General features: G+C 67.4%; 10 protein-coding genes. 6 read left to right on the top strand and 4 right to left on the bottom strand.

All coding sequences use genetic code 11. The features are described 5' to 3' along the window. The first annotated feature begins 219 nt into the window (after window positions 1–219). The 6 genes from K9S39_RS04450 to K9S39_RS04435 all read left to right on the top strand — a co-directional run bounded on the left by K9S39_RS04450 (window position 220) and on the right by K9S39_RS04435 (window position 6,604). Complete coding sequence (locus K9S39_RS04450; RefSeq protein ID WP_248862026.1) at window positions 220–3,018, top strand: AAA family ATPase; 2,799 nt, start codon at window positions 220–222, stop codon at window positions 3,016–3,018. Window positions 3,019–3,260: 242 nt separating this feature from the next. Next, window positions 3,261–3,779 carry a hypothetical protein gene (locus K9S39_RS04445; RefSeq protein WP_248862025.1) on the top strand — a complete coding sequence of 173 codons (519 nt, stop codon included), beginning with the start codon at window positions 3,261–3,263 and terminating at the stop codon, window positions 3,777–3,779. Window positions 3,780–3,906: 127 nt separating this feature from the next. Beyond that, the gene (locus tag K9S39_RS04440; protein ID WP_248862024.1) at window positions 3,907–4,320 is read left to right on the top strand and encodes an SsgA family sporulation/cell division regulator; all 414 of its coding nucleotides are present in this window, start codon (window positions 3,907–3,909) and stop codon (window positions 4,318–4,320) included. A gap of 274 nt (window positions 4,321–4,594) precedes the next feature. Next, window positions 4,595–4,723: a hypothetical protein gene (locus K9S39_RS41965; protein ID WP_283112276.1), complete on the top strand. Its 129-nt coding sequence runs from the start codon at window positions 4,595–4,597 to the stop codon at window positions 4,721–4,723. 462 nt (window positions 4,724–5,185) lie between these two features. After that, window positions 5,186–5,314, top strand: a complete 129-nt coding sequence (locus K9S39_RS41960) for a hypothetical protein (protein ID WP_283112275.1) — start codon at window positions 5,186–5,188, stop codon at window positions 5,312–5,314. Window positions 5,315–5,593: 279 nt separating this feature from the next. Next, window positions 5,594–6,604, top strand: a complete 1,011-nt coding sequence (locus K9S39_RS04435) for an AAA family ATPase (protein ID WP_248862023.1) — start codon at window positions 5,594–5,596, stop codon at window positions 6,602–6,604. 246 nt (window positions 6,605–6,850) lie between these two features. Here K9S39_RS04435 and K9S39_RS04430 read toward each other — a convergent pair whose 3' ends face one another. The 4 genes from K9S39_RS04430 to K9S39_RS04415 all read right to left on the bottom strand — a co-directional run bounded on the left by K9S39_RS04430 (window position 6,851) and on the right by K9S39_RS04415 (window position 13,057). Next, the gene (locus tag K9S39_RS04430; protein ID WP_248862022.1) at window positions 6,851–7,249 is read right to left on the bottom strand and encodes a hypothetical protein; all 399 of its coding nucleotides are present in this window, start codon (window positions 7,247–7,249) and stop codon (window positions 6,851–6,853) included. After that, complete coding sequence (locus K9S39_RS04425; RefSeq protein WP_248862021.1) at window positions 7,249–9,726, bottom strand: hypothetical protein; 2,478 nt, start codon at window positions 9,724–9,726, stop codon at window positions 7,249–7,251. Before K9S39_RS04425 ends, K9S39_RS04430 begins: the two co-directional genes overlap by 1 nt. Further along, window positions 9,723–11,513 carry a hypothetical protein gene (locus tag K9S39_RS04420; protein ID WP_248862020.1) on the bottom strand — a complete coding sequence of 597 codons (1,791 nt, stop codon included), beginning with the start codon at window positions 11,511–11,513 and terminating at the stop codon, window positions 9,723–9,725. Before K9S39_RS04420 ends, K9S39_RS04425 begins: the two co-directional genes overlap by 4 nt. A 92-nt stretch (window positions 11,514–11,605) precedes the next feature. Further along, complete coding sequence (locus K9S39_RS04415; RefSeq protein WP_248862019.1) at window positions 11,606–13,057, bottom strand: site-specific integrase; 1,452 nt, start codon at window positions 13,055–13,057, stop codon at window positions 11,606–11,608. Window positions 13,058–13,077 lie beyond the last annotated feature (20 nt).

The following is a 13,077-nucleotide window of genomic DNA, read 5'->3' as shown; positions in this document are numbered from 1 at the left end:
CCCCTGACGGGTGGGTTGAGAGGAACACGGGCGGGGCTCGTCGGCTGACGAGAGCCCCGCCCGTGTTCGTACCTGCGCCCATGACCCAGCCCTGTCGCTGCGCTCTTCGCTCACCTTCGGGCATTCGACTGACTATTCACACCTTGTCGGAATTGCTATGCGACATTATTTATGCCCTCTCTCAATCTGCCTCTCGATCCACTGGAGAAAGGCAACGACATGCCTGTCCTGCTTGATGACCTCGACCTCTCGGCCAATGCCGTTGCTCAGAAGGCCGTCGACCCGAAGTTCTTCTCCTCGAAGCTCACCGGCAACGGCAAGAAGATCGGCCTGCTCAACGAGTCCCTGCTGCCGATCAACACTGCCACCAACACCGCCTACGCCATGGCCACCGATATCGAGGTCAAGCAGAGCTCGACGCAGCACGACATCACCACGACATCGATCCCGCTCGCACCGATCACGCGCCGCGCTCTGAACGCAGGCGGGTCCTTCACCCTGCCGAGCCCGCACGCCGACGACCGCTTTGCTGTCGACACCTCGTCCAGCCGATTCGACGACTGGGACGTCGCCTTCGACATGACCCCGCAGGCGCTCGTGTTCTACGAGGACAAGTCCGGCGGCAAGTCGACGCGCGACCTCGTCATCCAGTACCGGATGGAGCTATACCTCTTCAAGAAGGGGCTCCCCGAGTCCGAGTACGCGACCGCCGTCTCGCGCTCGGTCGGCTACGGCAACCACGACGCCGCCGTCTTCCTGCAGTGGGACACCAGCCCGCTCGAGAACGCCCATGACTACGTCCAGGACGTGCTCACATCCGCCCGCCTGACGGCCTCCAACCTCGGCGATGAGTTCGATGAGTGGATGCGCCAGTACTCAATCTACGAGCGCATCACGCGCCTGGCCCAGATCTGGGACTCCGAGGCGATTGCCGACGAGGTCTGCCGCTACATCCAGGACATGCCCGCGGGCCCGACGGAGCAGCAGCTGAACATGCTCGCCGTCCAGCTGCGCTACCTGGAGAACTACAACGTCCCGCTGGAGGCCTACCGCCAGATCCACAAGCAGGTGGATGTGACCTTCTCCGACCAGATCGCCACGAAGCTGTCGAAGCAGAACCTCAGCCTGCTGATGAACCACACGCTCGACCATCTGGAGCAGATGAAGCCTCAGCTGATCGTGCCTGCGCAGCCGGCCACGCCTCCGAATCTGCCGCCCCACCTGTCCAAGCAGCAGCTCGACGCGCTCACCACGCACGAGCCGCTGGTGATGACGCAGGCGGGAGCCGGCACCGGCAAGTCGACCGTGATCCTCGAACGGATCAAGTACCTCGAAGCCTGCGGCGTCCCCGCCTCGGACATCACGGTGCTCTCGTTCACCAACGCCGCTGCCGACAACATCACGGAAAAGAACCCCAACGTCGGCTCGATGACGATCGCCAAGATGATCATCGATGTCTACTCGATGAACCACCCGAGGCACAAGGTCTCGGCGATCGACACGATCATCAACTCGATCGACATCTTCTACCCGAACAGCCAGTTCGCGGCGACGTTCCGCCACCGCCTGCTGGAGGTCGACCAGAACAGGACCGGCGCGTTCACGGCCCTGAACACCTTCGTCGAGAGCCACTTCGACGAGGTGATCGCCCTGCTCGACCGCATCGAGCAGACGTCGCTGGAGCTACAGATCATCATCTGCTACCAGAAGATCGACGACATGGCCGAGCCGGCCCACGTGCAGTCGAAGTATCTCATCATCGACGAGGTGCAGGACAACAGCGTGTTTGAGTTCATCTACGTGCTGAAGTACATCACCAAGCACGCTCAGTCCCTGTTCATCGTCGGCGATGCCTCGCAGACGCTGTACGAGTTCCGCTCGGCGAACCCGCGCGCGCTCAACACGCTGGAGGGCTCGGGGGTCTTCGCGACCTTCAAGCTCACGACGAACTACCGGAGCAACCAGGAGATCCTGGACTTCGCGAACATCGTGCTCGGCGGACTGGAGACCAACCAGTTCGCCAACATCCAGCTGCAGGCGAACTCGCTCGCCATGCCCACGGCCGACTCGTTCCAGGAGAAGGTCACCCTGGAATACCGCGAGGTGGCCAGACTCACCGGGTTCGTCACCCAGGACCTGCAGGCGATCGTGCGCAACACGGTCATCCCCGACTACGTGGACAAGTGCCTGGACCGGGGCGAGCAGGTGGCCTTCCTGGCCTACTCGCGCCGCGAGGTGTCCTTGATCCAGGATGTGCTCGAAAAGCGCTACCCGGACCGCCACGTCGCCTCTCTGGTCAGCGATCGCGTCTACGCCACGGACATCTTCTCGAAGTACATCAAGTTCTTCTGGAACGACGTCCTGCAGGCACCGCCGACCAACGCCGCGTTCGTGGTCTCCCAGGGGATCAAGGACAACATGGGCAAGCTGACGAAGAACGCTGCCAACGCCAACGTTGAGAAGGCGATCCTGCGCACGATCTCCGAGTGGTGGATCGAGAACAGCGCAACCATCAACGGCTGGGTCACGCTCTGCCACCAGAGCACGCTCACGCACAAGGCGTTCTTCGATCGGCTGCGCGACAACCTGCTCTCCTTCGAGATTCAGCGGAACCAGCAGAAGCTGAACATCAACAAGCAGAAGAACCAGGAGCGCAAGCGGAAGAACCTCGAGTCCAAGGCCGACCTGGTCGTTTCGACGATCCATGGTGCCAAGGGTCTCGAATTCGACAACGCTGTCGTCCTCTACAGGGAGGACGCGAAGATGACCCAAGACGCCAAGCGGATGTTCTACGTCGCCTTCACCCGTGCCATGAAGAGCCAGTACGTACTCGGCTACGGCACCGTGAAGAACCCGCCGATCCAGAGCAGTTACGAGCAGATCGTGACGGCTCTGACCGAGCGCGACAAGAGGAACGCCGCTCGCGCCCTCGGCATCGATCCGGATCTCCTGGACGACAACGACAGCGCTGCTCCCGGCAGCGCCGACGACCGCTCCGCGGTCACCGCGGCCGTCTGACCAACCGCCGCCACCACCCCATGCCGCAGGGGCGGGTGTCTCGCTCGTCGAGAACTCCCGCCCCTGCGGTCTTCCACACTTCACACCTCTGAATGACGCAGCCCGAAGGAGGCACGCCATGACCGTCTTCGGCACACAGGGCGCCTGCGACGACCTCGCCCCCGGCGAGCACGGCTCAGGACTTGCGGACCAGCCCCAGGAGCCAGGCCGGTGAACCGACCGTCCAAAGGCCCTACTTGACGATGTCACTCGAGCCCGGCAGCTGGGCACACCGGCTGTATCTGCGTCAACTCGCCCTCTACCTACGGCACGGCCGGCAGATCCTCGCCGCCTGGGACCACTACTCCAGTCGACACTCCGACCCCGAGACCTTCCAACCCCACGACGAGGACGCCTACGGCCTGCGTCAGCAGCAGCGCGACGCCGACACCCTGTCCGCGTTCGGCCGGGTGTTCCACCACGCTGACGAGCTCGTGCACGTCGCCGAGCAGCAGCTCGCCCGGCTGGCTCCCTCCGACCGGACCCGGCGCTACGCCTGGCAGGTGCGGGAACTACGCGAGGCCACCCAACACCTGTACGCCGTCCAGGACGAGTGGCGCGCCGTGCGCGACAAGCTGCCCGAGAGCGCCCGGCCCGGCACGAAGGCGTACGACGAACCGCTCGCCGAGAGCCATGCCGAAGCCTGGCACTACCTCGACCAGTGGGCCATCCACGGCGAGGTTCTCTTCGCCGTCAACGCCCTGGCAGAACGCCAGGCGTAGCAAACCGCACCCGCCATGCCCCCCGCACAGCGACCTCGGCGGGACGGCGGTGTTCGAGTATCGCCGGGCGTTGCCTCCCGCCGCCCGCCTCCACCACGCTTTCCCGCCGAAGAACAGGAATCCACCCATGGGCTTTCCCGGCCTGGAACTGAAGACCCGCATGACGCTCGTGGCCAGCGCGGACACGCGTGTATTCGTCCCCGTGCGGCTGTACTACAAGGACACCGACCCCTACGCGGTGCAGTTCTCCTTCGACGTCACGCCCGACAAGGTGGTCCGGTGGACGTTCGCCCGGGAACTGCTCGACCAGGGCCTCACCGCACCCGCTGGCATCGGCGACGTGAAGATCACTCCGATCGGCCCTCACCAGAACCGCCGCCTTAGCATCGAACTGGAATCTCCCTACGGATACGCCCGCCTTGAAGGACCGGCAGCTTCCGTCAAGGCATGGCTCGCCAAGACCTTCGAGGTCGTCCCCGCAGGCCAGGAGTCTGAATTCGTCGACATCGACAGCTTCCTCGACGAGCTTTTGACCCGTTGAGCAAAGCACCGGCGGAAGGCACACCCTCACGCGAGGCGGCCTGTTCCGCCGCTCCCAGATCTTCGTCGACGTCGCACTCGGCGCCGACCAGGGCCGCATCGCCGAGCTGCACAACTCCCTAGGGAGCATGGGGGAAAGCAGTACCATTCGGCCATGGAAGCAGTGCTGGAGCACTTCCGCGCCTCCAGCGCGCACAAGGCATCCACGCCAGCTTTCCTTCCTCCGGGCGACCCAGAACGAGAACGTGCGCCGGCAGTTCGTTCCGTTCGGCGAGATGCGACAGTTCGAACTGCTCTCCCGCCGCCCGGGCAATACCGGCGTCAATGCTGTCGGCTCCAACCCGCTGGCCCTGTCCAGCGCAGAGCTCTACAGCCGTCTGGCAACGGGCTTTCCCCAGGCCTGAACACGCGGGGCGGGCCACGTTCAGCCATCCTGCGGCCGCCCCGCCCCACCGCCTGACCGGTTCCCCCGCTACAGCTCAAGGACACTTCATGCACCCTATCGCCGTGCGGTCGGCTATCACGGCCGCAGCCACCATCACCGCAGCCATCACGCTCGTCGGATGCACCGGCACCGACCTCGACCACGGCAAGGTCATCGACAAGCGCAGCCGGGCCGCCAAGGGCCCCATCTACGAGCAGATCGAGAGGCCGGCCCCCTGCCGGTCCACGCGCACCCAGACGCTCCGGACCACGCTCACCAGGCCGGTGCCCAAGCCCAAGTCCCCCGCTGACACGTCCAACGCCCGGCCGGACGAGCAGCAGCACCGGGCACCGACACCTCGAAGAAGAGGCCACCGCGCTCGACACCGAGTCCACGCACACCGGACAAGGATGACTCCTCGGCCCGGTGCGGAATCACCACCGTGCCCGTCTTCAAGGGCTACAGAACGCCCGCGAAGTGGGAACTGCAGCTGAAGGAAGGCGATGTGACCGGCTGGGAAACCGTCACGCGCGAGGAGTACGACAGCGTCGAGATCGGCGACCGCTTCTGAACTGAACGACCCAAGGGTATCGCCGGGCCTGCGTCGACTCGCGGCATGACGCAGGACCCTACGACCACGCGGCCGCGGAGACCAGTCACGTTCAACCCCGCCGCGAACCTGGCGCCGCGCCGCCAACACGCCTGATGCCGGCCACCGTCACCCTCACCGAGTCCGTGCTCGATGAGGGCGAGGGCGTCTACCGCCCGGACAGCAGCGTGCTGCCCATCCGTTGAGCACCGCTGTGCTGCCACCACCACCCACATACTCCCGCGAAAGCGAGAAGTCTTCATGCCCGCATCCACGATCGTCGCCTCCGGCGGGGAGTTCCGCCTCTACGGGGACTCCGTGCAGACCTTCGCCGATCTGCCCGTGGCCACCTACACGATCTCCTTCTCTCAGATGACCGGCTACAGCCTGCGCCAGACGGAGCCGCTGGCATCCGCCGAAGAGACCGTCTACGGCAGCCACGCCTCCCGTGTACAGCGGATCGTCACCGACTACTCCGCCATGGACCGCTCGCTCGGCGTCATCCTCTCCGGCGACAAGGGCATGGGTAAGAGCCTCATGCTCCGCCTGCTCGCCGAGCGGATGCGCGAGGAACACCACCTGCCCACCGTGCTTGTGCAGCACGACACGCCGGGGCTCGCCGCCTTCCTCGACGAGCTGGGCGAAGTCGTCGTCGTCTTCGACGAGTTCGAGAAGATCTTCTCCAACGAGGATGACGAGTCGCAGAACCAGTTCCTGAGCCTGTTCGACGGGCTGAGCACAACGAAGCGCCTCTACGTCCTGTCGGTCAACGAGCTGCACCGCGTCAACGACTACATGCTCAACCGCCCCGGCCGCTTCCACTACCACATGCGCTTCGCCTACCCCGAGCCCGAGACGGTGGCCACCTACCTGCGCGACCAGGTGCCCGGAGTGGCCGAGAAGCAGGTGGCCGAGATCGTCGACTTCTCCCGGAAGTACGACATCAACTTCGACCACCTGCGGGCGATCGCCTTCGAGCTGCGCCTGGGCGAGTCGTTCGCTGAGGTGATCGGTGACCTGAACATCAAGCGCAGCGAGCACGCCGGCTCGCGGATCGAGGCCCACATCACCTGGAAGAACGGCGACACCGACGTCTTCGATGGCCGTGTCGATCTGTTCAACAGCGACAGCCTGCAGACCATCAACGACTGGGACACCGGCACCGGGCTGCAGTTCCGCATGCGCGACGCCGTCCCGTCCGAGGACGGCTACCAGCTCCCGGCCGACGTTAGGAACAGTTGGGGTGTCTCAGTCGACAGGGACCTGCGGTGATCGCATCGTCTGTCAGGGACAAGCGGCGGGGTGGAGGGCTGGGCTGTGTCTCAGCGTGAACCCTCCGTTCGGGTGAATGCGTGGTGGTGTGAGCCGGTGGTCCCAGGGGCCTTCGCCGGCCCCTGGACCCCGCTCGCCCGGCATCCTCCGGCGCGAAACCGTTTCGTTGTGGCGGCGGTCCGTCCGCGCCGGAGGACACCGGCCCCTGGTTGGGGTGGCTGACGTCGCGGGCCGGGACTGTGGTGGTCAGTTGGCGTCCGGGAGGGCTGCCATCCGCCGGTTCTGTCCTTGTTTGCGCCGCAGGGCAAGGTTCTCGTGGTAGAGGTTCGCGGTGACGGTGGCGAGGGCGTCGAGCTTGCCGTTCAACTCGGTGATCTGCTGTTTCGCTTCACGGAGTTGTCGGCGAAGGGTGTCGATGTCCTCGTCCCGGCGGACTTCACCTGGCGTCCGCAGGATCTGGCGGGGGACCTTGGCGTCCCACTCGGCAAGGATGTCCTCGGCCCGGTGGATGGTCGCGTGGCTGACTCCGGCCTCGCGGGCCAGGTTCTCCTTGGTCAGAGCCCCGTTGGTGCGGATGGGCTCACCCGCGAGAAGCCGCTGCATGGCCTCCCGCAGCTTGGTTGCGGTGGCGGCGGAGACCGGCATCAGTGGCCGTCCTTCTGGTCCTTGAACGCCTGGGTGATCCGCTGGACGTCGGCGAGTTCGATCAGCACGGCCTCGCGGCGGGGCGGGGCCAGGCGGCGGTCCTTGGCCATCGCGATCAGGTCCTCTTCCTCGGCGAGCCAGATCGGCGCGTGTGCGGGGGTGACGGTGGAGTTGCGGCAGCGGGCCGGTTTGCAGGCCCCGATCAGCGGGGCTTCGCCCCGCTGATCGGCAGGCAGTCCGTTCTGGCACTCGGCCTGTCCCGCGTCCCACATGCAGTGATTGAGAGTGCCCAGGTGAAGATCGGGGAACTCGGCGTGAAGCAGGGCGACCTGGGCCCGTTCATCGGCGACCTGGGCCCGCAGATGGGTGTCGATGACGTTGTCGAGCCGGGCATGGAAGCGGGCGGCGCCGGGGCCGACCGCGACGGTTTCGCCGGCGCGGCGGGCCTTGAGGAGATCGACCAGCTTGCGGGCTGCGGCCCACTCCAGCTCGTGATCGAACTCCTTGGCCCATTTCGCGTCCATCTGGCCGTAGTTCACAGTGGTGCGGTTCGCGAGGGCCCGCCGGGCGGCGTGCTTGAGCTGCAGTCCAAGAGCGATCTCGGAGTCCGGTTCGCGGCCGGTGATGAGAGACATGGTTCTCCGGAACATGTGCGGTCTCACGTGCGCGAGCGGGATCTGAGGGAGCCTGGTGCGGTCGCGGTCCGCGTTGACGTGCTCGATGAAGAAGTCAATGTCGTCGGCGGCCTCGATGCCCCGACGCCCCATCAGCTGCTTGCCGGTCGGCGGCCGCAGGGTCGCGAAGAGGTGGGAAGAGTGCCAGGACAGCCGCTCGGCGACGGCGAGGGCTTCGGCGACCGGCTCGATGACCCACCAGAACAGCTCGGGCTGGGACGGGTCGCGTTTGATCTTGCGGGAAGCGATGGCGGGCGACCCGAAGTAGGTGGTCAGAGCCCCGCGTTCGATCTCCTGGATCTCACTGTCCCTCATCAGACTCAGCCCCGCGACGAAGCAATAGCAGGCAGCTCTGATCATCCGCAGTTCGTCGTCGAGCTCGCGGCGGTTGATCGTCGTCCGCCAGGGCCTTGGTTCCCCGTCCGGGCCGGTGACCAGGGCGAACCCGGGGCAGTCGATCGTGAGGTAGCGGTGGGTCGCCTCGCCGACGACGGGAGCGACCCGGCCCGCGGCGACGGCCTCGGCGACCATCGCCCGGCGCCTGAGGCCGGTGGCCGAGTGCGCGAAGAGATCGGCTTTGCCCCGCTGGAAGACGTGCCGGGCGAGGATGCCATAGACCGGGGTGCCCGCGGCGCCGGCGGCATCGTCCCGGTCCCGGACCGGGACCCGGTTGCCGGGCTCGGCCAGCCAGGCGGCCAGCACCTGGTCCAGTTCCCTGGCCGTGCGGCCCTCCGGGCGGCGCGAGCGCGGGACGTAGATCTGCCCGCTCGTCGCCGCGATCCCGTCGCGTCCGGCGATCGGCTGTACTTGTCCCTCGGCGGCGGCCTCCATGACCATGTCCCGGCGGGCTTTCTGGCGGCCGTTGACATGGTTGCCGCGGCCGAAGAGGCAGGCCGTGGCTCCGCCGGTGATCAGCTGGCTCAGGGTGGTCCAGACGGGCGCCCCGGCCTCGGCCCGGTTCCAGTCGACCACGTGGACGGGGACCGCGTGGGCGGGATCGGCCAGCCACTTGGTGACCTTGTCGTCCAGCTCGGCGGAACTGGTGTGAGAGGCCCCGCCGGTCCGCGTGACCTTGAGGTCCTCGGCGAGCTTGTCGCACAGGTCCAGGATGTCGGGGGCGAAGGTGTGGATGTAGGTCCAGGCCGCCCGCAGCAGCGGCCACCAGGTCGCCGGCGGGATCGAGGGGGTCGACAGGCCGTCGCCGTACTTCTCGACGACGGCCGCGGTCCGGCGGGCGACTTCGACGGCGGACTCGTCCTTCCAGGGGTCGGTGAAGTCACTGATGCCGGTGACGGCCGCGGAGACCTCGGCCAGACGGCGGACGGCATGGACGAAGTGCCGCAGCACGGCGGCGCCGTTCTCCCGGGCCTGGTCGTCCAGGAACTCCTGCCAGTCATCGGGGCTCCATTGCCCCAGGTCAGCAGGCCATCCGTGGGTCTGGGCCCACCGCATCACCATGTTGATCTTGAGGCAGGCCTGGGCGACCGTACTCAGTGAGGGCGGTTCGGCCATCAGGAAGACCGACGCCTGCCGCAGGATGCGGTGGGTGGGGTTGAGCAGGGCGAAGGCGACTTCCCGCAGCTGCAGATTCCGCTGTGGATCATCGAGCGGGAAGTAGACGGTCCACATTGCCTTCGGCCGGTTGCTGGGGCGGCGGATGCAGTCGCCGGGCCAGGACCGCCTCTCGCCGAAGACCGGCACTGCGATGCCGTCGAGCAAGTGGTGGGCGGTGCCGAAGACCGGCTCGTCGTCGCCGAAGACGTCCGAGACCGGGGCTGGCAGCGGGGCCGGGGTGGGCATCATCGGTCGTACTCCGTCCGCAGACCCAGCGGCAGATGCAGGGTGAGCCGCTTGTCCTCGATCTCCTGGCGGGCTGCCGGGATGTACTCGGCGTACTCGGTGAACAACTCCGTCAGAGCGGCTGCCTGACGGCCCCAAAGAGCCTGCCAGCGGGGCGGTTCCAGCCTCGCCCGCATGGTCTCGATGTGATCGGCGAGCATCAACAGCCGCGGCAGCTGGCTGGTGAAGACGACCGCGTTGCGGCAGAGCATGCACATTGCCGGAGCGACATGGCACGGCTGGCTGCCGGTGGTGAACGGCGAGTCGTAGGGGTCACGGCAGTGGGCCAGGCCCATGTCCAGCTGTCCCGCGAGCATGTCGCGGGCCTGGCCCTCGCTCAGGCCCGCCGCTTTAGCGGTCTCCGGCTCGGTCAGGTGCTTCTCCGCTTCGGCATCGACGAACAGGGGTTTGTCCAGAGCCCGTTGGAAGACCCACTGCTGAGCGCGGGCGATGGCCCGGCCGGCCATCAGGTGGGCGGTGGTGCCGTGCGCGTAGTGGCCGCGGAAGACCTCGACGTGGTGGTCATCGCCCGCCAGGTCGCTGACCGTGCCGCCCAGGGCGGCGGCCCTGGCGGTCTTCGCGGTCTTCCGCAGTCGGCGGGCGTCGTGCGGGAGCGAGATCGCCAGCGGTTTCCCGTCGCCGCCCTCCTGGGCGGCGATCCAGTGCGTGAACCGGCGCCCGTCCCGGGTGAACGTCGCGGGCCTCGCCGCCAACTCGCCGGTGCGGAAGTTGAGTTCGGTCGCCAGGAACAACCAGGACTCGGCGTCGGGGAACACCTCGCGCGTCATCGTGGTGGCGGCCAGCAGCCGCCGAAGGAGCCCGGGGACATCCCAGGCCCCGCCGCCTTGGGCGGCAGGGTGCAGATCGGCTCTCACCCGCCGGGCTCGTGCCTTGCGCTGCACTACCCGGACACCTTCGCCGGTGTCCTCGATGTCTGCCAGCTTCAGGTCGAGCAGTTCCTCCGGCGTCGTGTCCGCCATGCCCAGCAGCAACAGGACCCGGAAGGCCATCAGGTCGATCTGCGTCGGGAAGAGCATCCCGCCCACCGCGGTGACGAGCGCACGAAGTCCGGCCCCTGCCTCCCGCAGGGCGGCCGGCCACCACTTCGGCTTGTGCGGCAGGTTCTCCGCCAGGACGGCCGTGGTCAGGATTCCCCCGCGTGCCGCCCAGAGCAGATGGGGAAGCTCGCGCCAGCCGTACTCGCGCGGGTCACGGCCCTCCTCCAGCAGCCGCCGCCCGCGTTCCAGACGTGCTTCCAGTTCACGGACCCGGCGTCGGGCCGCATCCCGCAGGTCGATCCGTTCGGCGTTGGAGAACTCGTCCAGCGGCGTCGACTTGGGTTCCGGGAAGACCGGCAGGGCCGCCGCCCGCCGCCGCAGCCGCTCGGGCACCGCCTGGTCGCGGTTCCCGCGCTGGGCGATCAGCGTCAGCACGGCGCTGACCAGCCGGTAGGGCTGGCCGGACCGCAGACCGTACTCCTGCCGCAGAGCGGTCTCCCACTCGTGGATCACCTCCGGAAGGTCGACCCGGTCGTCATCCAGACGGGCCGCCTCCGCGGCGTCGCCGAGTTGACCGTCGACGAAGGCGGCGAACTTGCGGACCGCCCCCAGGTAGGCGCCGCCGTGATCAGACAGGGCCATCTTGCGGACGTACTCCACCGCCTCGTCGGCAAGTTGGGCGGCCAGCACCGTGCACTGGTAGGCCGCCGGATCGAGGATGTGCCGGGTGGTGCTGCCGTGTCGCTCGCTCACCGTGGCACGGACCCCGATCCGGCCCGCCGCCGGTGCGGCCGCCTCGGGAACCGGTGCCCGGGTGCGGCCCTTCCTGTCTCCCCGCCGGGCCATCAGGCCGCCCCGCCCATGAGACGGGCCGCATAGTCCGCGTAGGAGGCATCCCGGTCGTTCCACTCCTCCAGGGCCCTCATGACCAGCACGTTCGTCTCGCGGATGTAGCGCAAGTACCGCATCGTCGACCCTGGTTGGCGATGCCCCAACAATCGCTGGACGATCAGCAGCGGGTTGCGGGAGATGTGATCGGCCAGGTAGGCGCCGTGCCCGCCGGAGGCAATCCGCTCGGCCTCCTCGGCCAGCACCATCCTCGTGAGCTGCTGCAACATGAAGATCGCGAACGTGTGCCTTGTGTCGTGAATGCGGAACAGCCGGGGCATCACCGGACCGAGCCCGTGTTCCTCGCTGACCTGCAGCGTGCGGGTGTGGGCGTCCTCGAAGACCTGTTCCCAGCGCTGTTTGCTGGGCATCTGCCCGCCGCGGCCCACGAACAGGGCCATCGGCTCCAGCCCGTGGTCCCCCTCGGTCATCGTGATCCGGCGGAGCGGGGCCGGCATCTGGGCGATGCGGAAACTCCGCCGCCGGCCCCGCCAGACGCCACCCAGCCGCATCTGCCGCAGGTCGACGTCGTCGACGATGAACCATTCCTCGCGTCGGCGGTGCAGGTTCCCGGCCGCCTTCCGCACCACCTGGGCCCGCTCGGTGCGGCGGTAGAGGTCGATCTCGCGCAGGGTCGAATCCTGGATCGACACGGCCCGCGGCAGCCCGTACTTCGCGATCGCCTGCAGCTGCACGTCCGCCGGGGAGGCATCCCGGCGGGGCGGGCCGACCTCGATGTCCAGCAGACAGGTGAACTCCCGCAGCCGCATCCCGGTCGTCACCGCGAGCTCGCCCGCCGAGCTGTTGCGAAGCGGAGCCGAGCCACGGAAGGACCGGTCCATGCAGTCGTCGGGCAGCAGTCCTCGCAGGCCCACCTGCTTCAGGAACCGCCACTGCCCGAACGAGAGGTGGCGCACGTCCAGCTCGGTCGTACTGCCCCAGGCCAGCACGTCACGGCCGTTGCGACGGCGGTGATACGGCCGGCGGTCCAGCAGCCCGTCGTAGACGGCCCAGTCGTAGAAGTTGTTGATCGCCGCCCGGCGCCGCTGCCACGTCGCCGCCGAGATCGGCACGTCCTGGTGCCGGGTGCGGTCATCGCGGTAGGCGACCAGGTCGTCCTCGGTCGCCGACACCAGATCCGTCGGCGGGTCCAACTGCCCCAGGAACTCCACCAGATCGAGAACGTCGTACGTGTAGTCCGCGAGCGTCTTGGCCACCAGCGACTTCGACAGATCGAAGAAGAACGAGCACAGCGGCTCCACCGGCTGCATGTCCGGACCCAGGAAGAACGGGGTGCCCTCGCGTACGGCCCCCGGACGCTCGATGTACGTACGGGCCTCCAGCTCGACACCGTCCGGGGCCTTGTAGAAGCGCCGGACCTTGTCAACTGAGGCGAAGAAGTAGTGCATACCAACCCACCTGCGAGACG

It is taken from the genome of Streptomyces halobius, from assembly GCF_023277745.1.
GTDB classification, from domain to species: domain Bacteria; phylum Actinomycetota; class Actinomycetes; order Streptomycetales; family Streptomycetaceae; genus Streptomyces; species Streptomyces halobius.
The sequence above is the reverse complement of the archived record's forward strand: the minus strand, read 5'-3'. Positions and strand labels throughout refer to the sequence as shown.

Bases quoted from the DNA above. Each gene is read 5' to 3' on its own strand.
- K9S39_RS04450 (WP_248862026.1), top strand. From the start codon at position 220: ATGCCTGTCCTGCTTGATGACCTCGACCTCTCGGCCAATGCCGTTGCT.
- K9S39_RS04445 (WP_248862025.1), top strand. From the start codon at position 3,261: ATGTCACTCGAGCCCGGCAGCTGGGCACACCGGCTGTATCTGCGTCAA.
- K9S39_RS04440 (WP_248862024.1), top strand. From the start codon at position 3,907: ATGGGCTTTCCCGGCCTGGAACTGAAGACCCGCATGACGCTCGTGGCC.
- K9S39_RS41965 (WP_283112276.1), top strand. From the start codon at position 4,595: ATGCGACAGTTCGAACTGCTCTCCCGCCGCCCGGGCAATACCGGCGTC.
- K9S39_RS04435 (WP_248862023.1), top strand. From the start codon at position 5,594: ATGCCCGCATCCACGATCGTCGCCTCCGGCGGGGAGTTCCGCCTCTAC.
- K9S39_RS04430 (WP_248862022.1), bottom strand. From the start codon at position 7,249: ATGCCGGTCTCCGCCGCCACCGCAACCAAGCTGCGGGAGGCCATGCAG.
- K9S39_RS04425 (WP_248862021.1), bottom strand. From the start codon at position 9,726: ATGATGCCCACCCCGGCCCCGCTGCCAGCCCCGGTCTCGGACGTCTTC.
- K9S39_RS04415 (WP_248862019.1), bottom strand. From the start codon at position 13,057: ATGCACTACTTCTTCGCCTCAGTTGACAAGGTCCGGCGCTTCTACAAG.